This is a genomic window from Georgenia ruanii (assembly GCF_009193175.1).
In the GTDB taxonomy this organism is placed as follows: domain Bacteria; phylum Actinomycetota; class Actinomycetes; order Actinomycetales; family Actinomycetaceae; genus Georgenia; species Georgenia ruanii.
Window position 1 is genome coordinate 24071 of record NZ_VUKE01000026.1, and the last position, 22769, is coordinate 46839.

At 73.8% G+C, this 22769-nt stretch carries 22 protein-coding genes; 14 read left to right on the plus strand and 8 right to left on the minus strand.

The window, feature by feature from the left end; genetic code table 11:
• Positions 1 to 79: 79 nt before the first annotated feature.
• Positions 80 to 1633 carry an ATP-dependent DNA ligase gene (locus GD880_RS18735; protein ID WP_152233130.1) on the minus strand — a complete coding sequence of 518 codons (1554 nt, stop codon included), beginning with the start codon at positions 1631 to 1633 and terminating at the stop codon, positions 80 to 82.
• A 248-nt stretch (positions 1634 to 1881) separates the two neighbouring features.
• Here GD880_RS18735 and GD880_RS18740 point away from each other — a divergent pair, with 248 nt between their 5' ends.
• Positions 1882 to 2328, plus strand: a complete 447-nt coding sequence (locus GD880_RS18740; RefSeq protein ID WP_152233131.1) for a hypothetical protein — start codon at positions 1882 to 1884, stop codon at positions 2326 to 2328.
• Positions 2329 to 2364: 36 nt separating this feature from the next.
• Here the strand turns inward: GD880_RS18740 and GD880_RS18745 are convergent, their stop codons facing one another.
• A complete protein-coding gene (locus GD880_RS18745) occupies positions 2365 to 2778 on the minus strand; it encodes a pyridoxamine 5'-phosphate oxidase family protein (RefSeq protein WP_152233132.1) in 414 nt (137 codons plus the stop codon).
• 222 nt (positions 2779 to 3000) lie between these two features.
• On the opposite strand from GD880_RS18745, the gene GD880_RS18750 reads away from it, so the two are divergent.
• A complete protein-coding gene (locus GD880_RS18750) occupies positions 3001 to 3867 on the plus strand; it encodes a DNA-3-methyladenine glycosylase family protein (protein WP_226909820.1) in 867 nt (288 codons plus the stop codon).
• A 164-nt stretch (positions 3868 to 4031) separates the two neighbouring features.
• On the plus strand, positions 4032 to 5243 hold the full coding sequence (locus tag GD880_RS18755; protein WP_152233134.1) for a dipeptidase: 1212 nt from the start codon (positions 4032 to 4034) through the stop codon (positions 5241 to 5243).
• A gap of 124 nt (positions 5244 to 5367) precedes the next feature.
• Here the strand turns inward: GD880_RS18755 and GD880_RS18760 are convergent, their stop codons facing one another.
• Both GD880_RS18760 and GD880_RS18765 read right to left on the minus strand, forming a co-directional pair.
• Positions 5368 to 6795: an ABC transporter permease gene (locus GD880_RS18760; protein ID WP_152233135.1), complete on the minus strand. Its 1428-nt coding sequence runs from the start codon at positions 6793 to 6795 to the stop codon at positions 5368 to 5370.
• Positions 6792 to 7634: an ABC transporter ATP-binding protein gene (locus GD880_RS18765; protein ID WP_152233136.1), complete on the minus strand. Its 843-nt coding sequence runs from the start codon at positions 7632 to 7634 to the stop codon at positions 6792 to 6794. The genes GD880_RS18760 and GD880_RS18765 overlap by 4 nt, the downstream gene beginning before the upstream one ends.
• Positions 7635 to 7992: 358 nt before the next feature.
• On the opposite strand from GD880_RS18765, the gene GD880_RS18770 reads away from it, so the two are divergent.
• From GD880_RS18770 to GD880_RS21150, 3 genes are all read left to right on the plus strand, one after another.
• Positions 7993 to 8784, plus strand: coding sequence for an SDR family oxidoreductase (locus tag GD880_RS18770; RefSeq protein ID WP_152233137.1), 792 nt, complete (start codon positions 7993 to 7995; stop codon positions 8782 to 8784).
• 122 nt (positions 8785 to 8906) lie between these two features.
• Positions 8907 to 9107, plus strand: a complete 201-nt coding sequence (locus GD880_RS18775) for a hypothetical protein (protein WP_152233138.1) — start codon at positions 8907 to 8909, stop codon at positions 9105 to 9107.
• Positions 9108 to 9112: 5 nt separating this feature from the next.
• Positions 9113 to 11962 carry a helix-turn-helix transcriptional regulator gene (locus GD880_RS21150; RefSeq protein WP_193314602.1) on the plus strand — a complete coding sequence of 950 codons (2850 nt, stop codon included), beginning with the start codon at positions 9113 to 9115 and terminating at the stop codon, positions 11960 to 11962.
• A 100-nt stretch (positions 11963 to 12062) separates the two neighbouring features.
• On the opposite strand, the gene GD880_RS18785 is transcribed toward GD880_RS21150, so the two are convergent.
• A complete protein-coding gene (locus tag GD880_RS18785) occupies positions 12063 to 12947 on the minus strand; it encodes a fructose bisphosphate aldolase (protein ID WP_152233140.1) in 885 nt (294 codons plus the stop codon).
• 154 nt (positions 12948 to 13101) lie between these two features.
• On the opposite strand from GD880_RS18785, the gene GD880_RS18790 reads away from it, so the two are divergent.
• Positions 13102 to 14355 carry a serine hydrolase domain-containing protein gene (locus GD880_RS18790; RefSeq protein ID WP_152233141.1) on the plus strand — a complete coding sequence of 418 codons (1254 nt, stop codon included), beginning with the start codon at positions 13102 to 13104 and terminating at the stop codon, positions 14353 to 14355.
• A gap of 182 nt (positions 14356 to 14537) precedes the next feature.
• Positions 14538 to 15662 carry a thermonuclease family protein gene (locus GD880_RS18795; protein ID WP_152233142.1) on the plus strand — a complete coding sequence of 375 codons (1125 nt, stop codon included), beginning with the start codon at positions 14538 to 14540 and terminating at the stop codon, positions 15660 to 15662.
• Between the two features lie 69 nt (positions 15663 to 15731).
• Here the strand turns inward: GD880_RS18795 and GD880_RS18800 are convergent, their stop codons facing one another.
• The gene (locus GD880_RS18800) at positions 15732 to 16124 is read right to left on the minus strand and encodes a MerR family transcriptional regulator (protein ID WP_152233143.1); all 393 of its coding nucleotides are present in this window, start codon (positions 16122 to 16124) and stop codon (positions 15732 to 15734) included.
• 174 nt (positions 16125 to 16298) lie between these two features.
• Here GD880_RS18800 and GD880_RS18805 point away from each other — a divergent pair, with 174 nt between their 5' ends.
• The gene (locus GD880_RS18805) at positions 16299 to 17480 is read left to right on the plus strand and encodes an MFS transporter (protein ID WP_226909821.1); all 1182 of its coding nucleotides are present in this window, start codon (positions 16299 to 16301) and stop codon (positions 17478 to 17480) included.
• Here GD880_RS18805 and GD880_RS18810 read toward each other — a convergent pair.
• Complete coding sequence (locus GD880_RS18810; RefSeq protein WP_152233145.1) at positions 17435 to 17983, minus strand: SRPBCC family protein; 549 nt, start codon at positions 17981 to 17983, stop codon at positions 17435 to 17437. The genes GD880_RS18805 and GD880_RS18810 overlap by 46 nt on opposite strands.
• Positions 17984 to 18123: 140 nt before the next feature.
• On the opposite strand from GD880_RS18810, the gene GD880_RS18815 reads away from it, so the two are divergent.
• Positions 18124 to 18774, plus strand: coding sequence for a dihydrofolate reductase family protein (locus tag GD880_RS18815; protein ID WP_152233146.1), 651 nt, complete (start codon positions 18124 to 18126; stop codon positions 18772 to 18774).
• Between the two features lie 62 nt (positions 18775 to 18836).
• Complete coding sequence (locus tag GD880_RS18820) at positions 18837 to 19853, plus strand: PHP domain-containing protein (RefSeq protein WP_152233147.1); 1017 nt, start codon at positions 18837 to 18839, stop codon at positions 19851 to 19853.
• A 68-nt stretch (positions 19854 to 19921) separates the two neighbouring features.
• Here GD880_RS18820 and GD880_RS18825 read toward each other — a convergent pair whose 3' ends face one another.
• The gene (locus GD880_RS18825) at positions 19922 to 20572 is read right to left on the minus strand and encodes a TetR/AcrR family transcriptional regulator (RefSeq protein ID WP_193314603.1); all 651 of its coding nucleotides are present in this window, start codon (positions 20570 to 20572) and stop codon (positions 19922 to 19924) included.
• 441 nt (positions 20573 to 21013) lie between these two features.
• Between GD880_RS18825 and GD880_RS18830 the strand changes: the two genes are divergently transcribed.
• From GD880_RS18830 to GD880_RS18840, 3 genes are read left to right on the plus strand one after another with little or no spacing between them, the layout of a single operon-like run.
• Complete coding sequence (locus GD880_RS18830) at positions 21014 to 21226, plus strand: Flp family type IVb pilin (RefSeq protein ID WP_152233149.1); 213 nt, start codon at positions 21014 to 21016, stop codon at positions 21224 to 21226.
• 34 nt (positions 21227 to 21260) lie between these two features.
• Positions 21261 to 21704, plus strand: a complete 444-nt coding sequence (locus tag GD880_RS18835) for a TadE/TadG family type IV pilus assembly protein (protein WP_226909822.1) — start codon at positions 21261 to 21263, stop codon at positions 21702 to 21704.
• On the plus strand, positions 21692 to 22759 hold the full coding sequence (locus tag GD880_RS18840) for a pilus assembly protein TadG-related protein (protein ID WP_152233150.1): 1068 nt from the start codon (positions 21692 to 21694) through the stop codon (positions 22757 to 22759). Before GD880_RS18835 ends, GD880_RS18840 begins: the two co-directional genes overlap by 13 nt.
• The last annotated feature ends 10 nt before the right edge of the window (positions 22760 to 22769 follow it).

Below are 22769 nucleotides of genomic sequence, written 5' to 3' on the forward strand. Positions count from 1 at the left end.
CGACATTAGGCGGGTAGAGGATTGACCTCTTGTCGGCCCGGGTGCCGAACATCAATCGGGTAACGGGGCGGCGCTGGGATCAGAGACCGCGCAATGTTTGGATGGTGTCTGCCTCGCTCGCGTCCTTGTCGTCGCGATAGCGGACGACGCGCGCGAAGCGCAAAGCGACGCCACCTGCATACCGGTTGGATCGCTGCACTCCATCGAACGCTACCTCCACGACCTGCTCGGGCCGGACGTAGACGATGCGGCCTTCGCGGTGCGTCTCCAACTCCAGGAAACGCTTCGTCTGCCAGGCGAGCATCTCGTCTGTCATCCCCTTGAAAGTTTTTCCGACAGGAACCCAGCCGCTTCGGTCACTGTTCTTCAAAGTCTTGCCGAGCATGACGAACCCGTCGCCGTCGCGGGCGCCGAGGTGGATGTTCGACAGCCATCCCTGGCGCCGGCCGCTGCCCCACTCCACCGCGAGCACGACCAGGTCCAGGGTGTGCCGCGGCTTGACCTTGACCCAGGCCGACCCGCGCCGGCCGGCGTCGTAGGGCGCGGCGAGGTCCTTGACGACGACGCCCTCATGGCCGCGCTCGAGCATCTGCCGGAAGAAGTCCTGGACCTCCGCCGGGTCCGCGCTCACCCGCCGCGGGACGATCGACGCCGCCGGCACCACCCGGGACAGGGCCGCGAAGCGTTCGGCGGCGGGGGCGTCGATGAGGTCGGCCCCGTCGAGGTGGAGCACGTCGAAGAAGTACGCGGTGAGCGGGACCTGCTCGCGCAGGGCGGCGCCGTCGCGGCTCATCGTCCGTGAGCCGGTCTCCTGGAACGGGCGCGGACGCCCGGCCGCGTCCAGGGCGATCGCCTCGCCGTCGAGCACGACGGCGTCCGTCTCGAGCCCGGCAACCAGCTCCACGAGCTCGGGCACCCGGTCCGTGATGTCGTCGAGGGAGCGGGTGAAGACGGCGACGTCGTCGCCGGCCCGGTGGACCTGGACGCGGATGCCGTCGATCTTGCCGTCAGCGGCGACCGGGCCGCCGAGCTTGGCCAGCGCGGCCGGGACGTCCGGGGCGCTCGCGGCCAGCATGGGCCGCACCGGCCGGCCGACCTCGAGACGGAACGCGGCCAGCGCCGGCGCGCCGCCGGTGAGCGCGGCGGCCGCGATCGGCCCCGACAGGGCGCTGAACATCGCCGCCCGGCGCACCGCGGCGAGGGGGACGTCGGCGGCCGCGGCGATGGCGTCGAGCAGGAGGGAGTCCAGGGCGCCCTGGCGCAGCTCGCCGAAGATCAGGGCGCGCAGGAAGCGCTGCTCCTGGGCGGTGGCGGCGGCGAACAGGCGGGCGACGGCCTCGGACCGAGCCGCCTGCGACCCGGCGCCGGCCAGGGCGGCGATCCGCTCGAGCGCCGCGTCGACTCCGGCCGGCGTCAGCGTGGCGGTGTCGGCGGGGCTCGGCAGCTCCGTCAGCGAGCGCCAACCGACACCGGTGCGCCGCTGGCGCGGCCGGCCGGAGAGGTAGGACGCGACGATCTCGACCTCGTCGGGTCCCGCCGCGCGCAGGGCGGCCGCCAGCAGGGCGCGCTTGTCCAGCCGGGAGCGGGTGGCCGCGACGGCGGCGGAGGTCTCGACCAGCTCGGCGAGCAACATCTCCCGATTCTGGCAGCGACCGGCCGCGAGGGCAGGCGTCGCGGCACGGACGAGCCGGCGGAGTGCATGCGGCTCACGTGCGCTCCGGGGCGCCGCCGAGGGCGTGAGGAGAGCTCGGTCGGGATCTGGTGGCAATCTCGTTCCGGTACGTGGTGCGTGTCACGCCCGAGCGAGAGGTCCCGCCCACGCCGGGATGGGACCACCACGCAGGTGTGGCCCGGGCGCGCGCGGCGGGCCACCATGCCGTCATGGAGGAGCTTCCGCGCCAGGCGCGGGACCGGGTGCGGGCAATGAGCCTGTACCTCGTGTGCGCGGTGGTGATCCTCGGGCTCCTTCTCGCGCTCTACGCGGTCTTCGTCGGCTTCGACCGCCTGCACGCGGCCCCGGTGACCGCCGTCGCCGCCACCGGGGACGGCCGGGACCTCGTGGTGGAGTACACCGGCGGCGCCCCGGGCTGCGGAGACCCGCACGACGTCACCGTGCGCGAGAGCGGCCGGACCGTGGAGCTGCGGGCCGTCACCGTCGCGCGCCGGGCCACCCGGCTCGGTTTCGCCTGCCCGTCGCGGGCGGTGCCGCTGCTGCAGACGGTGCGCCTCGCCGCGCCGCTGGACGGGCGCGAGGTGCGCGACCGCGCCCGAGGCGGGGCCGTCGTCGCGGTGACCGATCCCGCGGACCTGCTCGCCGCGGTGCGGTAGCGCGCCCTTCGCCCGGGCGCGCTCACCGGCGCGCGGTCACTCCGGGGTGAAGTCGAAGGCGCGCCCCTCGACCATCTCCGGGGTGATCTCCACGTAGACCGGCGCGGCGATCGGCAGCCGCACACGCAGCGGCAGCTGCTCGACGGCCGCGATCTCGGCCTCCTTCTCCAGCCGGCGCGCCCGGCCGTGGACGACGACGCTGCTGGCGTGGTCGTCGTCGACCCGGTCCACCTCGAGCGCGACCTGGCTGTTGATCGCCAGCTCGAGCAGCTTGCTGCCCTCGGAGGTGCGCAGGTACAGCTTCCGGTCCCGGCTGAGGTACGAGATCGGGTAGATGTCCGGCCGGTTCGCGACACTCACGGCCAGGCGCGCGAGGTCGTTCGCCTCGAGCAGCTCCCAGCACGCGTCGTCGCTGAGGGGAGTGATGCGGTGCTCGTCGTCGAAGCCCATGCCCCATCGTGCCCCCGACGGGCGCCCGGCGGCACGCGACCAAGGTCCGGGTTCGACGGCCGGATCCGGTCCCGTTCATCGGCGCGTCCGGATTCGTTCACCGGCGCGTCCGGGCCCGTTGACCGGCCGGGTCCGGGCCCGCAGCTCCCAGGCTCGTATCCTGGGACCGTGCGGGCAGCCGAGCGGACGTGGATTGCCCCGTGGCCCTGCCCCCTCCACCAGGTGATCGGTGTCCTGCGCCATGGCGGCGGCGACCCGACCTTCCGCCGCGACGACGACGGCGCCGTCTGGCGCGGTCTGCGCACGCCCGAGGGCACCGCCACCCTGCGGCTCGAGCCGCGCCCGGCCGGCGCGGCGGTCCACGCGGCCGCCTGGGGCGACGGGGCGGAGTGGGCCCTGGCGGCGGTGCCGGCGATGCTCGGCGGCGACGACGACGCGGCGGGCTTTCCCGCCCACCGTCACCCGGTCGTCGCCGAGCTGGCGCGCCGGCACCCCCACTGGCGCATGCCCCGCACGGGGCTGGTGATGGAGTCCCTCGTCCCGGCGGTCATCGAGCAGAAGGTCACCGGGCGGGAGGCGTTCGCCGGGTTCCGCAACCTCGTCTACCGCTTCGGTGAGCGCGCCCCGGGGCCGGGCGCCGCCCGGCGCCTGTGGGTCCAGCCCGACCCGCAGACGCTGGCGCGCATCCCCTCCTGGGAGTGGCTGCGCCTGCCGGTCGACCCCGCCCGCTCCCGCACGATCGTGCGGGCCGCGCGGCTGGCCCCCTCCCTCGAGCGCACCCTCGCGATGACGCCGGCCGACGCCGACCGCGGGCTGCGCTCGCTGCCCGGCATCGGGGTGTGGACCAGCGCCGAGGTGCGCTTCCGCGCCCACGGCGACGCCGACGCGGTGAGCTTCGGGGACTACCACGTCGCCCGGGACATCACCTACGCCCTCACCGGCGAGGAGCTCGACGACGCCGCCCTCGCCGAGCTGCTCGAGCCGTTCCGGCCGCACCGCTACCGGGTGCAGCGCCTGGTCGAGCTGGCCGGGCTGCGCCATCCGCGGCGCGGCCCGCGGATGGCGCCGCGCACCCACCTGCCGGTGTAGCGGGCCGGTGTGGCGGCGCGCTTGCGGGTCGCGGCCGGGCAGCCGCGCCGGCCCCCTGCGCTCCGCCTGCGCGGATGCCTGCGCCGGCCGTCCCCGTGCCTGCCGCCCCGGCGCCGGAGGCGGCTTCCCGGCGAACCGCCGGAAGCCGCGGGAGGATGAGGTCCATGACCACCGCCGCCGCGGCCCTCGTCGACGAGGTCCTCACCACCACCCCGCTCATCGACGGGCACAACGACCTCGCCTACGCCCTGCGCAGCCGCGCCGGGTACGCCGTCGACGGGCTCGACGCCCCGCGCGCGGGCCTGCACACCGACATCCCGCGGCTGCGGGCGGGCCGGGTGGGCGCCCAGTTCTGGTCGGTGTTCGTGCCCTCCACCCTCACCGGCGCCGAGGCGGTGCTCGGCACCATCGAGCAGGTCGACGCCGTCCACCGGCTCATCGCCCGCTACCCCGACACCTTCGCCCTCGCCTGCACCGCCGACGAGGTGCTCGCGACGTTCCGCGCCGGCCGCATCGCCTCCCTCCTCGGCGCCGAGGGCGGCCACTCGATCGGCCGGTCGCTCGGGGCGCTGCGGGCGCTGGCCCGGCTGGGGGTGCGGTACATGACCCTGACCCACAACGACAACGTCGCCTGGGCCGACTCCGCCACCGACGCCCCCGCGGTCGGGGGCCTGACCGACGAGGGCCGCGCCGTCGTCGCCGAGATGAACCGCATCGGCATGCTCGTCGACCTGTCCCACACCGCCGAGACCACCCAGCTGGCCGCCCTGGACGCGACGCGCGCGCCGGTCATCTTCTCCCACTCCTCCTGCCGGGCGGTGTGCGACCACCCGCGCAACGCCTCCGACGCCGTCCTCGAGCGGCTGGCCGCCAACGGCGGCGTGCTGCAGGTGACGTTCGTGCCCAAGTTCGTCTCGTCCGCCGCCGCCCGGTGGACCGAGGCGGCGCACGCCGCGCTGGACGGCGGGGACTGGCACTGGCCGCGCGCGCCGCGCCCGGGGGAGGACCCGGCCGCCGTCGCCGCCGAGAACGCCGCCGACGACCCCGAGGCGGCGTGGGAGCGGCGCCTGGCGGTCTGGGAGGCCGAGCACCCGCGCCCGCAGGTGGGCATCGACGACGTCGTCGCGCACGTCGAGCACGCCCGGGAGGTGGCCGGGGTGGACCACATCGGCCTGGGCGGGGACTACGACGGCGTGGACCGGCTGCCCACCGGGCTGGAGGACGTCTCGGGCTACCCGCGCCTGCTTACCGCGCTGGCCGAGCGGGGCTGGTCGCGCCGGGAGCTCGAGGCGCTCGCGGGCGGCAACGTCTTGCGCGTGCTGCGCGACGCCGACGACGCCGCGGCCGAGACGATGTGGCCGACGGCGCGGCGGTAGTGCCCAGCTCTCCGGCGTGCCTCCAGCGAGACTCGTTGAGCGCGACAGTTGCAACTGCCGCGGTGGCCGCGTCGTGCAAGCGGTGGCCGCGAGCGGGGCCCGCGGTCGCCCGCCGCGAGGGGTGCTACACCGCCTGCAGCGCCGCCGTCGGCGAGACCCGCGCGGCGCGCCGCGCGGGGGCGAGCGAGGCCGCCGCCACGACCAGGCCGGCCGCGACCACCGCCCCGGCGAGCACGCCCCAGGGCAGGGCCGGGGCCATCAGGCCCACGCCGTCGAGCGCGGAGAGCAGGCTGAGCGCCCCCGCCCAGCCGTAGAGGACGCCGAGGACGACGCCGAGCATCGTGGCCGCCACGGTCAGCTGCGCCGCCTCGGCGAGGATCATCGCGCGCACCCGGCGGCGGGAGAGCCCCACCGCCCGCAGCAGCCCGATCTCACGCCTGCGTTGGAGCACCGACAAGGACATGTTGTTGACGACGCCGATGACGGCGATGACCACCGCGAAGGCGAGCAGCACCGCGAAGAACGCCAGCGCGTCGGCGACGAGACGCTCGACCTCGGCGAGCTCGGCGGCGCTCATCTCGGTCTGCGCCTCGTTGGACAGGGCCATCGCCTTGTTGAGGTTCGCCGCGGCGGTGGCGAACATGACGATCAGGGTGACCCCGATGACCAGGCCCATCGTGGTGCGCGCCGTGCGCACGGGGTAACGCGCGGCGTTGCGGGCGGCCAACCGGCCGGCGGGGCCGCGCCCCAGCACGGCGCCGGCGAGCCGCTGCACCGGCGGCATCACCCAGGCGGCGCCGAGCACCAGCCCGGTGAAGGACAGCATGCCGCCGGGCAGCGCGACGAGGATGCCGACGGGGCTGACCTGCCCCAGCCACACCCCGGCCCCCAGCAGCACCGTGCCACCGCCGGCGGCGAGCACCGACAGCACGTGCCGCGCCCGGCCGCTGCGCGCCTCGTCGAGGTTGGGCTCGCGCGCCTGCCCGGTGGCCTGCATCGGCGAGACAGTGAGGATGCGCCGCGAGCCGGCGTGGGCCGCGGCCCAGGTGATGAGAACCGTCGTGACCACGGGCGCGACCAGCCCGGGACCGAGCAGGTTCACCGCCAGGTCGTGGGCGAGGTCGAGCCGGCCCATGAGCCAGATCCCGGCGGACGCGAGACCGGTGCCGACGACGGCGCCCGCGGGCGCGCCGGCAACCCCGACCAGCAACCCCTCCGCGCCCACCGACCGGCGCAGCCGGCGCGCGGAGGCGCCGATGAGGCGCAGCAGCGCCAGGCGCTCGGCCCGCCCGGCCACGATGATGCCGAAGGTGTTGGCGATGACCAGCGCCGAGACGAACAGGGCGATGCCGAAGAAGACGATGCCGACGATCCAGATCATCACCAGCGCGGTGCCGGACTCCTGCACCGCCTCGGCCTGCCGCAGCCAGGCCGAGAGGATGGCGATGCCGTCGATGATCGCGACACCGAACAGCGACGCGATCGTGACCACGAGCGCGCTGGGCAGGTGCTGGCGCGGGTCGGCGCGCAGCTCGCGCAGCGCGTTTCTCATGCGACCCGCTCCCGGCCGAGCCGACCGTGCCGGCCGGCGGCCCGGTGCGCGGCCCGGGCCGCGGCCGACTCCTCCAGGTGCAGCATGACCTCGGCGATCTCCGCGCGGGTCGGGGTGGCGAGCTCGTGGACCAGGCGGCCGTCGGCGATGAAGACCACGCGGGAGGCGTGCGCGGCGGCCGCGGCGTCGTGGGTGACCATGACGATCGACTGCCCCAGGGTGTCCGCGGCGTCGGCGAGCAGGGCGAGCACCTCCGCGCCCGAGCGGGAGTCGAGGTTGCCGGTGGGCTCGTCGGCGAGGACGAGGTCGGGCCGGGTGGCCAGGGCGCGGGCGATCGCCACGCGCTGCTGCTGGCCCCCGGAGAGCTCCCCGGGCCGGTGCGCGAGCCGGTCGGCCAGGCCCAGCCGGTCGACGAGCTGGTGCACCCAGGCGCGCTGCTGGTCGGTGGCCATGTGGTCGTCGAGCTCGAAGGGCAGGTAGACGTTGCCCAGCACGTCCATGGTCGGCACGAGGTTGAAGGCCTGGAAGACGAAGCCGACCTGGCGGCGCCGGATGGCCGTGAGGTCCTCGTCGCCCAGCGTGGTGATCTCGGTGCCACCGATCCAGGCGCGTCCCGACGTCGGGGTGTCGAGTCCGGCCATGACGTGCATGAGGGTGGACTTGCCACTGCCGGACGGGCCCATGACGGCGGTGAGACGGCCGGGCGCGATGGCGAGGGAGACGTCGTCGAGGGCGACGACGGCGCCCGGGCCCTCGCCGTAGCGCTTGGTGACGCGCTCGACGCGGGCGACGGGCTCGTTGGGTGCCGCGGGGGTGTGCGGCGTGGTCGCGGTGATCATGCTCCGACGCTATTTTCGGCTGCCCCGTCGGGGCATCGTCGTGCCGGACGATCCTGCTTGGGGTGGGCCGGACCGGGGAAGGACGCCGCCCACTCGCCCATCCCACCACGGGTGGAGGGCCGGGTCGTCCCCGGCTCCGGGGAGGCCGTCGCCATCGTGCGTCGGGCCACCGGCGCGGGTCGGGCCCCCCAGCGCGGGATCGTGCCGGCCTTTCGGCAACGCTTCATGCCAGCGAACACGGGTGTCGGCAGGGATCGGTGCCCTACGCTGTCCGAAATCGGACCTGGGAGGTCGATGTGCACCCGACGGCCAGCAGGCACGCTGCCGTGACGATGGATCTCGCCGCGAGGGGACGACGATGAGCGAGGTGCTCCTGACGGGGGCCAGCGGGCAGCTGGGCCGGGTGGTCGCGCCGGCGCTCGCCGTCGCCGGGCACGGCGTCCGGGCCCTCAGCCGCGAGGGGCGCGCGGACGACGGCCCGGTGCGCTGGGTGCGCGGCGACCTGGCGACCGGCGCGGGCCTCGCCGAGGCCGTAGCCGGCGCGGACGCCGTCGTCCACCTCGCCTCGGCGCCCTACCGGCGCGGCTACACCCGCCAGGTGGACGTCGAGGGCACCTACCGGCTGGCGGCCGCGGCACGGGCGGCCGGGGTCGGGCACCTGGTGTACGTCTCGATCGTGGGCGTCGACGCCGTGCCGTGGGGGTACTACCGGGTCAAGCTCGCCGCCGAGGAGGCCGTGCGCACCTCCGGCGTCGGCTGGACGGTGCTGCGCGCCACCCAGTTCCACACCTTCCCGGACCAGATCTTCGCTGCGACGGCGCGGCTGGGCGCGCTCGTCGTCGACCCCGGCATCCGCGTGCAGACGGTCGACCTCGACGACGTCGCCGCGCGCCTGGCCGAGATCGTCGCCGCGGGGCCCTCCGGGCAGGTGCTCGAGCTGTGCGGGCCCGAGGTGTTCGACATGGGCGAGATCGCTCGCCAGTGGCTGCACGCCCGCGGCCTGCGGCGCCCGGTGGTCCGGATGCGCGTGCCGGGCCGGCTCGGCCGGGCGTTCCGCGCGGACAGTCTCGTCACCGACGCCGTGCCGCGCGGCGCGGGCACCTGGGGCGAGTACCTCCAGCGCACCGCCATGCGCCGGAGCCGCGCCTGAGACCGCCCGGCTGCGCCTGAGACCGCCCGGCTCCACCTAAGGCACCTTAGGGAGGTGGGCGCCCGCCCAGAACTGGGCAGGTGCCCGATGTTCCGGGGGCGGAATCGGCGGATTCTCGTTCCATGAGCCTCTACGACGCCTTCACCCACGAGTTCCTCTCCGCCGACACCGAGCGGCGCGCCGCCGCCAACGCCGAGGCGGCCCGCCGCCTCGCCGAGCGCGTCGGCGACCCCGCGCCGGCCACCCGCGGCCCCCGCCCGCCCCGGTGGGCCGTGCGCCGCGCGTTCTTCCCCCAGCCGCGTGGGTACCGCATGGCACGATGAGCGCCGTGCCCCCACGCCCGGTCCCGCTGCTGGTCGGCCGGTCCGCCCAGCTCGACGAGCTGCGCCGGACCTGGTCGTCCGCGCTGACCGACGGCGCCCGCCTCACCCTCGTCGCCGGCGAGGCCGGCATGGGCAAGACCACCCTCGTCGCCGCGTTCGCCGAGTCCCTCGACGACGCCGAGGTGGTCACCGGCCAGTGCGTGGCCTTCGCGGGGGAGGGGATGCCCTACGCCGCCGTCGCGCAGCTCCTGCGCGACCTCGTCCGCCGGCACGGCCAGGACCAGGTGATCGGGTGGGCCGGCGCGGGCTGGGCCTCGCTCGGGACCGTGCTGCCCGGGCTCACCGCCGCCCCCGGCAGCGCCGACGTCGAGCGGCTGCGCCTGTACGAGGCGATCACCCTCGTGCTCGAGGAGGCGGCCCGGCGCCGCCCGCTCCTCGTCGTCGTCGAGGACCTGCACTGGGGCGACCAGTCGACCTGGCACCTGCTGCGCTTCCTCGGCGCCGCCCTGACCGACGCGCCGGTGATGATCCTCGCGACCTACCGCGAGGAGGAGCTGCACCGCCGCCACCCGCTGCGCCCGGTCCTCGCCGAGCTGCTGCGCCAGCGCGGCACCGCCCGGCTGGACCTCGGTCCGCTGGACGCCGCCGGCACCGCCGATCTCGTCGCGGCGGTCGGGTCGCCCCCGCCGGGGGTGGCTACGGCGATCTACCGGCGCAGCGACGGCGTGCCCTACTTCGTCGAGGAGCTGGCCCGGGCCGCCGCCGACGGCGTGACCATGCCCGGCACGCTGCGCGACGCGCTCCTCGGCCGGGTGCGCGCGCTCAGCGAGGAGGCCCAGCACGTGCTGCGCACGGCGGCCGCGGCGGGCACCCAGTTCGAGCACGAGCTGCTCGCCGCCGTCAGCGACCTCCCCGCGCCGGCCCTCGACGCCGCGCTGCGCGAGGCGGTGGACGCCGTCGTCCTCGTGCCCGATGACACCGGGTACCGCTTCCGCCACGCGCTGCTCCACGAGGTGGTCCAGGACGACCTGCTGCCGGGGGAGCACACGCGGCTGCACGCCCGCTACGCCGCGGTGCTCGCCGGGCGCCCGGAGCTGTCCGCCGCCCGCGGCCACGACCTGGTCCATCACCTCTTCGCCGCCCACCGCCTCGACGAGGCCTTCCGCGCCGCCCTGGCCCGCGCCGAGGATCGCGCCACCGCGCCGCACGAGGCCCTCGCCCTGTACGAGCGGGCGCTGGAGGTGTGGGACCTGGTGCGCGAGCCGGCCGCGGTGGCCGGCGACCACGCCGTCGTGCTCGAGCGTGCGGCCCGCGCCGCCGTCTGGGCCGGCGAGGCCGAGCGGGCGCTCGCCCTGGCCGACGCCGCGCTGCGGGAGACCCCCGCCGACGCCGAGCCGGAGGTGCGCGCCTACCGGCTGGTGATCCGGGGCCGGGCGCTGGGCAACCTCATGCGCCCGGGCGGCCCCGAGGTGCTCGCCGAGGCCGTCGCCCTCACCCACGACCGCCCGGCCACCCGCGAGCGGGCCATGGCGCTGGAGCTGCTCGCGGCCCAGCTCGCGCTGGCCGGCCGGCACCGCGAGGCGATCGCCGTCGCGGAGGAGGCCATCGCCGTCGCCACCGCCATCGACGACCCGGCCTACCGCGGCAGCGCCCGCAACACCCGCGCCATGGCGCTGTGCGCCCTCGGGGACGAGGAGGCCGGCCTGGTCGAGCTCGCCGCCGCCCGCGCCGACTCCGCGGCCCGCTCGCGCATCGCCATGCGGTACTGGATCAACTGGTCCAACCAGCTCAACCTCGCCGGCCGGTTCCGGGAGGCCAAGGAGGCGGCGCTGGCCGGCGTCGAGATGAATCGCGTGCAGGGCCTGGAACGCTCGGGCGGCGTCATGCTCTACGGCAACGCCGCCGAGCCGATGATCGCCCTCGGCGAGCTCGCGGCGGCCGAGCGCATGGTGGACCGCGCCATCGAGCTGGTGCCCCCGCAGAACTACGTGCTCCACCTGCGCATCCTCAAGGCGTGGCTGGCGCTGTGGCACGACCGGCCCGAGGAGGTCGAGCAGACTCTCGCCGACTTCGCCTCGGTGGTCGAGGGACACAGCCCGCAGACCCAGTTCCAGGGCGAGCTGACGCTGCTCACCGCCTGGCTCGCGCTGCTCGGCCCGCAGCCGGACCCCGGGCGCGCCTGGGACGCCACCCAGCGCATCCTGTGCGCCCCCGGCGGGCACGCGCCCAACCGGCTGTGGCAGCTCACGCACCTGGCCGCCGCGGCGCTGCGGCGGCGCACGGACGACGCGGTGCCCGCCGACCGGGCCCTGCTCGCCGGGCAGGTGGCCCAGATCCCCACCGCCCTGGTCCGGCCCACCTGGGCGCCGATGGTCGCGGCGGAGCTCGCCGACGACGCCGCCACCTGGCGCGCCACGCTCGCCGACCCGGCCGTGCTGGCCGGCCCGGCGGTCTTGCGCCCCTATGCCGGGCTGCAGCTGGCGCGCTGCCTGGCCGGTGAGGACCGGGCGGGCGCCGAGCCCGTGCTCGCCGCGGCCCGCCGGGAGGCGGAGCGGATCGGCGCGCGCCTGCTCACCCGGCACCTCGACGACGTCGCCCAGCGCGCCGGCCTGGGCGCGCCGCGGCGGCGCAGCGCCGACCCCGCCGCGCTGACCGCCCGGGAGCGCGAGGTGCTCGCCCTCGTCGCGGCCGGGCGGTCCAACGGCGAGATCGCCGCCGAGCTGTTCATCTCGACCAAGACCGCGAGCGTGCACGTCTCGAACATCCTCGCCAAGCTCGGCGTGCCCACGCGCGTGGCCGCGGCCGCGCTGGCGCACCGCCGCCCCGACCTGCTCGCCGAGGCGGCGGTGCGCTGAGCCCCGGCTCGCCGAGGCGGCGCGGTGAGCCCCGGCTCGCCGAGGCTGCGGTGCACTGAGCCCGGCGTGACGCCGCGCCGGGCGCGGCCGGTGCGCCGGCTCAGGTCAGCGAGGCCTCCGCGATCCCGGCGATCGCGGCGTCCAGCGCCGCGTCGAACTCGCTGTCGCTCTGGTCCACGTGCAGCCCCTCGGTCAGGGCGCGGGAGAAACTGGCCACCACGCCGTGGTTGCGGGCGAGGCGCGCGTCGGCCTCGGCGCGGGTGTAGCCGCCGGACAGGGCCAGCACCCGCAGAACCTTCGGGTGCTCGACGAAGTCGCGGTAGAGGTTGTCCTCCTCGGGCAGGGTGAGCTTGAACACGACCAGCCGGTCGTCCGGGACCTGCTCGAGGTGACCGGCGAGCGCCGTCTTGAGCTGCTGCTCGGCCTCGGCCTTCTTCGGGCTGTGGATGTCGACCTCGGGCTCGATGATCGGCACCAGGCCCGTGCCCAGGATCCGGTGGGCGATCTCGAACTGCTGGTCGACCACCGCGTCGACGCCCGCGCCGGGCAGCTTGACGACCGAGCGCATCTTGGTCCCGAAGATGCCGTTGTCCGTGGCGCGGGCGAGGAGCTCGTCCAGCCCGGGCATGGGCTTCATGACCTGCGCGCCGTCGGCCTCCTCGGCCAGGCCCTTGTCAACCTTGAGGATCGGCACGACGCGCTTGTCGTTCCACAGGTAGTCCGGGGTGGGCCGGCCCTCGATGTCCCGGTCCATGGTGTTCTCGAAGAGGATGGCGGCGAGGATCCGGTCGCCGTTGAAGCTCGGGCTGGTCATGATGCGCGTGCGCATCTGGTGGACCAGGTCGAACATCTCCTCCTCGGAGGTGTAGGCGTCCTCCGGGATGCCGTAGAGCCGCAGGGCCTTGGGCGTGCTGCCGCCGCTCTGGTCCAGCGCCGCGACGAAACCGGTGCCGTTCCTCATCTTCTCGAGCTGCTCAAGGTTCATCGAGAAGTCCCTCGCCCTTCCGCACGGGTTGGCGCCCGGGACCTGCCCGGGTGGTGGCGGGGCGCCACGCCACCAGCGTGGCACCGCGGATGCCGGTCCGGGAGACGTTCACCTGCCATCCTTGCGCCGTGACTCGCACAGACGTGACGGCGCGGTGAGCGCCCTCATCACCGCCGCGACGGTCCTCGCCACCCTGGCCCTCGCGGCGGCCGCGGTGCTCCTCGTGCGGCGTGCGCTGCGCCGACGGCGGCGCCGGCTGCGGTGGCCGGCCACGGTGGCGACCGTGCTCGCCGTCGTCCTGGCGGGGACGTGGGCCTGGGCCCATCTCATGCTCGACCGCTCCGGCGCCGCCCGGGCGATCGCCTGGCTGGATTCCGACACCGGCGACTGGCGGCGCTTCCCGGCCCGGCCGGTCCCCGCCGGGCCCACGCCCTTGGCCCTGCGGGACGCGCCGCTGCCGGAGGGGGCGCTGGACGGCGTGCCGCTGCCCGGCGGCGCGACCTCGCTGAGTGGGCTGCTCGAGGACACCGGCACGACGGCGTTCCTCGTGCTGCACGGGGACGACGTCGTCGTCGAGCAGTACCTCAACGGCTCCTCCCGGGAGGCGACGCAGACGTCGTTCTCGGTGGCCAAGTCGTTCGACTCCACGCTGGTGGGCATCGCCATCGCCCGCGGGGAGATCGCCAGCCTCGACGACGCCGTCACCACCTACGTGCCCGAGCTGCTCGCGCGGGACGAACGCTTCGCCGACATCACGCTGCGCGACCTGGTGACGATGTCGTCCGGGCTGCGCTACGTCGAGCGCAGCATGCCCTGGAGCGACGACGCCGTCACCTACTACTCGACCGACCTGCGGGCCGTGGCACAGCGCGCCAAGGTGGTCGAGGCGCCGGGGGAGCGGTGGCACTACAACAACTACAACCCGCTGCTGGTGGGCCTGATCCTCGAGCGGGCCACCGGGCGCCCGGTGGCCGACTACCTCGCCGAGGTGCTGTGGCAGCCGATGGGCGCCGAGGCCGACGGATCCTGGAGCCTGGACAGCGAGGCGAGCGGCTTCGAGAAGATGGAGAGCGGGATCAACGGCCGCGCCCGCGACTTCGCCGCGCTGGGGTACCTGTTCGCGCACGACGGCGCGGTGGGTGGGCGGCAGGTGGTGCCGGCCGAGTGGGTGCACGAGGCCACCGCGAACGACACGACCACCGACCCCGCCGCGCACTACCAGTACTTCTGGTGGGTCGACACCGAGCGCCCGGGCCGGTTCTACGCGATGGGCAACCACGGGCAGTTCATCTACGTCGACCCGGCCACCGACGTCGTCGTGGTGCGGATGGGCGATCGCTACGGCCTGAGCTACGAGGACTGGCCCGCGCTGCTGCGGGGCGTCGCCGACGAGGTGGGCGCGGGCTGAGAACGCAGCGGCCCTGATGAGCGCCTCGACGAGGTGCGCTCGTCCGCGCCGCTGCTGTGCCGGTGCTCACCCGGCCGTCTCGGCCCTCACACGGTCGCCGCCGCTGCCGATGAACTCATCGGAGAACGTTCCGCACGGTCGGCTGCCGTCGTGGGCGGCCGGACCGGAAGGAAGGTAGTGCGGTGGGCAACGTGCGCAGTTTCGTGGCGGGCCACAAGGTGATCGCGAGCGTGGTCGCCGGTGCCGTGGTCGTCGGTGGTGTCGGTGTCGGTGTTGCGGTCGCCACGGCCGACACGACGACGACGGCGGTGGTCACGAAGGTGGTCGACGGCGACACGATCGATGTCGACTACGACGGTGCGACGCACCGCGTGCGCCTGCTCAACGTTGACACCCCGGAGTCGGTCGACCCGAGCAAGCCCGTGGAATGCCTCGCGCGAGAGGCGACTGACTTCCTGGGCGGACTGCTCATGAACGGCACCGAGGTCCGGCTCGAGTTCGACGAGGAACGGCTCGACCAGTACGACCGGGAACTGGCCGGCGTCTTCGTCGAGGAAACCCTGGTGAATGCCGAGATCGCCCGCGCGGGGCTTGGCATCGCCGTCCTGTACGAGCCCAACGACCGCTTCTACGAGGACGTCCGTCAGGCTCAGGAGGAGGCGCAGCGCGGAGCCGTCGGGCTCTACGACCCGGACGTCTCCTGCACGCTCTCCGCCCAGCTCAAGGCGTACGAGGAGTCGGTCGCCGAGCTCGAGGAGGATGCCGCGGCGATCGCGACCGACGACGTGGACGCGCTGCGGCGGCACGACGCCAGCGCCGCGGCGCTGGTGGCCTCCGGGCTGGCCCTGAGCAAGCTCTTCGACAGCGATCGCACCGCGCTTCCTCTCGCGGCCTTCCGCGGCACCGACGTGGACCGCATGCGCGCGGCGGTCACGGACGGTCAGGACAAGGCACAGACCGTCGCCGACAACGCCAAGGCGGCGGTGCAGGAGCAGGAGCGGCTCGCGGAGGAGCGGAGGGTCGCGGAGGAGGCGGCCCGCAAGGCCGCCGAAGAGGCCGAGCGCATGGCCGCTGAGGAGGCAGCACGAAAGGCCGCCGAGGACGCGGCCCGCGCCGCCGCCGCTGCACCGTCGCGGCCCAGCTCACCTGCCCCGGCGCCGGCTCCCCAGCCGAAGCCTGCGCCGGCGAACGTCTACTACAAGAACTGCGCCGCGGCGCGCGCCGCGGGTGCCGCACCCGTCTACAGGGGTGAGCCGGGATACGCCCCTCACCTCGACCGCGACGGCGACGGGGTGGGCTGCGAGTAGCACCTCTGCGCACGGCACTCCGCTCCTGACGTCCGCCCGCCCGGAGCGGAGTTCCTGCCAGCCGGCACGTCAGTCGGCTGCGGTGCCGCCGTCGGCAAGCACCGTCGCGTGCTCGGTCCGGGCAAGGAAGGTCCGGATGGTCTCCCGGCTGCGGGTGAGGCACCCGATCCGGGCGTCGAGGTCGCGCAGCTCCCCGGCGAGCAGCTCCGCCACGTCGCGCGAGCATGAGGCGGCCAGCTCCGGGGCGCGCACCCCCTCGAGCTCGAGCAGCGCCTTCACCAACCGGGTGGGCACGCCCGAGCGCACCAGCAGCGCGACCCGCTCGACGACGGCGACATGCCCCTCGTCGTAGGTGCGGTACCCGTTCGCCGAACGCCCAGGGCTGAGCAGCCCCTGCTCCTCGTAGTACCGCAGCAGCCGGGTGGCCACCCCGGTCCTGCGGGAGAGCTCGCCGATCTTCACGCCGTCCCCCTTGACCTTGACACTGGTGTGAAAGTTTAGCGTCGCGGCATGGACCTCACCCGGGATTCTGCGGCGCCCACGGCGGCCGCGCGCACAGCAGGAGTCGGCCGCCCCGACCGCCCGCCCTCCGCCCCCGAGCGGCTGCCGTGGCCCAGCCTGCTCACGCTCGGTTTCATGACCTTCGTCGTGGTGACCGGGGAGATGCTGCCCACCGCGGTGCTCCCGCTCATGGCGGCCGACCTGGGCGTCTCCCCGGCACGCGTCGGGCTGCTCGTGTCCGGCTGGGCCTTCGTGGTCGTCGTGGCCAGCTTCCCGCTCGTCCGCCTGACCCGCGGCCTCGACCGACGGCGCCTGCTCGCCGGGGCCATCGCGGTCTTCGGCGCCGCCAGCCTCGTCACCGCGCTGGCCGGCTCGTACGCCGTCGCCGCCGGGTCCCGGCTCGTGGCGGCCGCGGTGTGCGGGCTGCTGTGGGCGACGGTCAACGCCCACCTCGCCGCGCTCGTGCCCGAGCGGCTGCTCGGCAGGGCCGTGGCCGTCGTGCTCGGCGGCGGCACTCTCGGCACGGTGCTCGCGGTCCCCGCCGCCAACGCCGCGGGCGCCCTGTGGGGATGGCGGACGACGTTCGGTGCGCTGGCCGCCCTGAGCCTGCTCGCCGTCGCGGGGGCCGTGAGCACTCTGGCGCCGAGGACGGCGCGCGGCGAGGCAGCCGCGCGACCGGGCCAGGCCGGGCGTCGATCGCTGCGCCCGGTGGTCGTGCTCGTGGCGCTCGGCGGGACGCTGCTCGTCGGACACTTCGCGGCGTACACCTTCGTCACCGAGCTCCTCGCCGGCTCCGGCGCGAGCCTCGCGGTCAGCGCCGCCCTCCTCCTGTTCGGGGTGCTCTCCGGGTTGGGGGTGCTCGTCGTCGGCCGGGTGGGGGACCGCTTCCCCCGTGCCGCGCTGGTCGCCAGTGCCGGCCTCGTGGCCGCCGCCCTGCTGGGGCTGATTGCCCTGGGCGCCCACCCGCTCGCCGACGTCGCCGTGGTTGCGGTGTGGGGACTGGCCACCGGTGCCCTGCCCCCGCTCATCCAGACGGCGGTCATGCGCGCCGCGGGCCCGGAGCACCGGGCGGCCGCCGCGACGCTCATCCCGGTCGTGTTCAACCTCGGCATCGCCGTCGGCGCGGCGGCCGGCAGCGCCGTCGTCGCCGCGTTCGGCGTCGCGGCGCTGCCCGTGCCGGCCGGGGTCGTGGCGCTGCTGGCGGCCGCCGGCCTGACGGCAGCGGGGATCGGTGCGCGTCGGGTCTCGGTGCGGCGACCGCGCGGCGCGGCTCAGTCGCTCCCCGGCGCGCCCGCCACGTCGAGCAGTTCGGCGTAGCCGTCGGCCAGCGCCTGCCAGCCGTACCCCATGGCCGCCTCGCCGACGATCGGCGGGATGGGCGCGCCGTCAAGCAGGTGCTCGGCCACGAGCAAGCACAGGTGCCACCCGGCGGCCACCTTCGGCATCCAGTCCGGGGAGTGGACCGTGTGGGCGAGGGTCAGGCGCGTGCCGCCGCCGTCGTCGGCCGCCAGCTCCCAACGCAGACGGTCCTCGCCCCACGTGTACTCGAGCAGCCGCGGCGCGTGGGCGGCGGAGACGGTGGCGGGCAGGTCCACGCGGGACTCGGAGTCGATCGTCGTCAGCGTCGCCGGGCCTTCGGCGCCGAGGTCGCGGTCGGCGGTGTAGGGCGCCCACCGGCCCAGCAGCTCGGGATCGGTGAGCACGGCCCACACCGACTCGGGTGGGTGGGCGAGGGGACGGTGGAGGACCAGCGTGCTGCGACCGCCGTCCTGGTGGCCGGCGACCTCCAGCAGGGGACCGGGATCGAAGGCTGCGGGCATGATCTGCTCCTTGGGCGGGGATCGGCGTACCGCCCCAGTGGATCACGCCGTCGTGTCGATCGGGCGCCGCGCCGTTCGACGCAGGGACGACACGGCGGGGACGCGACCGGATCCCCGGCGCCCGACACAAGGAGCCCTTCATGCGCAAGCTCGTCATGACCGCGTTCGTCTCGCTCGACGGCGTCATGCAGGCGCCCGGCGGTCCCGAGGAGGACCCCTCGGGCGGGTTCCCGTACGGCGGGTGGCAGTTCCCGTTCAACGACGACGAGATGGGCGAGATCGTCGTCGAGGTCTCCAGGCGCGCGGGCGGCTTCCTCCTCGGCCGGCGCACCTACGACATCTTCGCCGGGTACTGGCCGCAGGTGACCGACCCGAACGACCCGATCGCCAGCGGGCTGAACACCCTGCCCAAGTACGTCGTGTCCACCACCCTGCTGGACCCTGCCTGGCACAACACCACGGTGATCGGCGAGAACGTGCCGGAGGCGGTGCGGGCCCTGAAGGCGGAGGACGGCGGGGACATCCTCATCTGGGGCAGCAGCCAGCTGCTGCGCACCCTGCTGGCGCACGACCTCGTCGACGAGTTCCTGCTCGGGATCTACCCGGTCGTGCTCGGCCGCGGCAAGCGGTTGTTCGCGGAGGGGGCGCCGGCGCGGACGCTGCGCCTGACACAATCGCGCCGCACCAGCAGCGGGGCCATGTTCAACACCTACGAGCCGGTGGGCGAGGTGAAGACGGGCGAATTCGGCGTGGACGAGCATGGCCGGGAGAGCGCCGCGCCGAGCGCCTGAGCGACGGCGTCCGGCGTCCGGCGAGGGAGCGCGACCCCGTCGTCGTCGCTAGCGTCGGCGCCGTGGACCCGGTTTCGGCGCTGCGGCGCGTGGCGTACCTGCTCGAGCGCGAGCTCGCGGAGCCGCACCGGGTGCGCGCGTACCGCACGGCGGCGAACCGGCTCGCGTCGCTGCCCGCCGGCGAGGTGGACCGGCGTGCGGCGGCCGGCACGCTGACCCAGCTGCCCGGGGTCGGTCCGAAGACCGCCGCCATTGCTTCCCAAGCCGTCGGCGGGGGCACGCCGGAGTACCTCGCCGAGCTCGAGGCGCGGGCGGTATCGCCGCTGGTGCCCGGCGGGGAGACGGTGCGCGGCTGGCTGCGCGGAGACCTGCACGCGCACTCGGACTGGAGCGACGGCACCACGCCGATCGACGAGATGGCCCGCGCGGCGATCATGGTCGGTCATGACTACCTCGCCCTGACCGACCATTCGCCAAGGCTGACCATCGCCAACGGCCTGAGCCCGGAGCGGCTGCGCCGGCAGCTCGGCGTGATCGCCGAGCTCAACTCGGTGCTGGCGCCGTTCCGCATCCTCACCGGCATCGAGGTCGACATTCTCGAGGACGGCACTCTGGACCAGGACGACGCGCTGCTGGCCGAGCTCGACGTCGTGGTCGCGTCCGTGCACTCCAAGCTGCGGATGGATGAGGCGGAGATGACGCGGCGGATGGTGCGGGCGGTGTCCAACCCCCGGGTGGACGTGCTCGGCCACTGCACCGGCCGGCTCATCACCGGCGGTCGGGGGACCCGGCCGGAGTCGCAGTTCGATGCCGAGGCCGTGTTCGCGGCGTGCCGCGACAACGACGTGGCGGTGGAGATCAACTCCCGCCCGGAGCGGCGGGACCCGCCGACCCGGCTGCTGCTCCTGGCTGCCGAGATGGGGTGTCGGTTCTCCATCGACACCGACGCGCATGCGCCGGGGCAGCTGGACTTCCTCGACTACGGGTGTGAGCGGGCCGAGGCGGCCGGCCTGGGCCGGGAGCGGATCGTCAATGCGACGGGGATCGACGAGCTGTTGGCGTGGTCGCGGCGGGCGTGAACTCCGCTGCGACGGCGCCCGTGCCACGGATAGCAGTCGTGGTTCGCGGCGCGAGCTCGGAGGCCGGCTCAAGGGACTCGCGCGGCGTGGGTGTCGTTCTGGTCGACTGACGGAGGCCGTAGGCCCCCGGCAATCTGATCGAAAGCGGCGCGGATCAGTTCTGGAAGAGTCTCAGGCTCAGACTCCGAGCGTGCCCACAGGCGGATCGACGAGCTGACGGCCGAGACGGCGGCGGCCGCGGCGATCCACGGGTACACATCCGCATCGACGTTGGTGTGCGTGCGGGCTGCGATGGTTTCTCGGAGCGCGGCCTCGAGCTCGTCGTACTGCGCGACCTGATAGGGGCGCAGCGCCGGATACTCCCGCTCGACCTGGAGCTTCTGGCGTTCCACTCGGAGTCGCTCCGGGGACAGCGAGCCGGCGAAGTCGACCAGCACCAGGCGCAGCGCCTCCATGGGCGACTCGTCGCTAGTGCGCGTGGCGAAGTCGTCGACCAGGCCGAACAAATCCTGCGAACCCGCCCGGGCCACCGCCTCCTCCTTGCAGGAGAAGTAGTTCGAGACCGTCCTGGCAGAAACGAACGCGAGGTTGGCGATCTCGTCGAGCGTGACGTTGGCGAGGCCGCGCTCGACCGACAGCGCTAAGGCGGCGTCAGCGATCGTCTCCCGCGTGAGGTGCTTCTTGCGCTCCCGCAGGCCCATCTTGTCGGGGGTGGCCATGCGATTCACGATACGAGTTCCCTGCGCGTCTGCACTCAGTTCCAAGTCTGCAAAAGCCGCGAAAATGCGACGGCGATGCATGAAAACTTGGCATTGGCTGCTGGGCGATGAAGGGGCCGAGAATGCCGATTAGCGGGTGAAGGTGCGACGGCCCTCGGCGTTGAGGGAGTGCAGCGCCTGCCGATGTCGCAGAACTGGCCACTTTCAGCGGATATTTCCGGGCTCCGTGACATCGCGGACGATGCGGGTGAGGCGTCTTTCACGCATGTGATTCACCCTCCTCACCCCGAGTGGATGAAGTTTCGGACCCCCGAAAGTTCGTCCGTAAGAAGGTCTTCCATTCCCGCAAAGTTCTGGGATGTTCCTCTCATCGCCGGCCCGATCCCGAGCCGGAGAAAACGCACCGGGCCCCTCCGGAGCAATCCCCTGAAAGGAACACCCATGAACCGCGCTGCCGCATACTTCATGACCCTCTTCACCGTCATCGGCGACCGCTTCGAGAACCGCAAGGACCGCGGCGCCACCGCTGTCGAGTACGGCCTCATGGTCGGCCTGATCGCTGTGGTGATCATCGTCGCGGTCACCACGCTCGGAAAGCAGCTCAACAGCCTGTTCCTGGACGTGAGCAGCCACCTGCCGGCGGCGAAGCCGTGAGTCTGGCTTCCCATCGCTGAGCAACTCCGGCGCGGTGCTCACCGCTGCGAGCACCGCGCCGGAAACCGTTAAGGAAGCGGTCGAAGGAGAGCTAGCTGTGAGACATCGAGCAGGCGAGCGCGGTGCCTCAGCCGTCGAGTTCGCCCTCATCCTCCCAATCCTCATCCTCCTGACCTTCGGCATGGTCGAGTTCGGTCGGGCATATCAGGTCCAGACCACCCTCTCCGCAGCCGCTCGTGAGGGTGCGAGAAGCGTGGCGTTGGGCAAGCCGGCCGAAGCCGTCGGTGCCGTGAAGAACTTCGATTCGACGATCACCATCCCCGACAGCGAGATCACCATCTCGCCCTCTTCGTGCCCCACAACGGGACCCACCACCAACGTCCAGGTCACCGTCAGCCACAAGCACAAGTTCCTCACGGGCTTCTTCGGTGTTGACGTCACCCTCACAGGCAAAGGAACGATGAGATGCGAAGGCTGAAGCGCGAGCGGGGCGCCGTCGCCGTCATGGTCGCAATTCTGGCAATCCCGCTGATCGCGGCCGCGGCGCTGGGCGTCGACATCGCCGCCCTGGCCGCCGAGCGGCAGCAGCTCCAGAACGGCGCCGACGCCGGCGCGCTTGCGATCGCGCAGGTATGCGCCAAGGCGAGCGTCGCTGCACCAGGAGGCTGCGTCGCCGCCGGGGTGGCCCCGACCCCAACGGTCGGGGCCGACAAGATCGCCCAGGACTACGCGCTCTCGAACAGCAACGACAAGGAGGCGCTGGCCGCGGTTGTTCGGCCGCCGGCCTCGCTCACGCTGAGTCCCACGGCCGGTGAGGTCACGGTGGAGAACACCGGGATTCGCGAGCACTGGCTGGCGCCGGTCATCGGTATCGATGCCAGCAACATCCGGACCACTGCCACGGCGGTGTGGGGCGCGACGAACAAAGGCACGTCACTGCCGCTCACCATTTCTCTCTGCGAAATCACCAAGCTCATCGCTGCCGGCGACCCCACGTTCAGCTTCAACTCCGCTACCGGCAATTACGAGAGTAAATCGCCCTCCGGCAACAAGGTGCCCATCCGGCTGCCCCATCCCAGCAACCCTGACGAGTGCAAGCCAAACGGTGCTCCCCAGTATGTGCCCGGAGGTTTTGCCTGGATTGTCTCGGACAGCCCCGGCGCGTGCAGCGCCACCACGCAGATCGGCGAATTGGTCGGCTCGGACACCGGGAACAACGTCAAGTGCGACGCTGCCTACCTCAAGAGCCTGGTCGACTCAGGCAAGGTCATCACGATCCCGATTTTCGACAACATGACTGGGAGTGGAGCGAACGCCAAGTACCGCGTCTACGGCTATGTGGGCTTCAAGCTCACCGGGTTCGGCTTCGCCGGCAACTCCGCGTACCAGTACAACAACAACCCCTTCTGCAGCGGTAGCGGCAACGACCAGTGCATTGTCGGCATCTTCTCCAACGTCGTCGTCAAGGACGGCACGCTCACGCCCGGCGCGCCGTCGCTCGGCGGCAAAACCATCCGGCTGATCAAAAAGTAAGGAAGCGCTC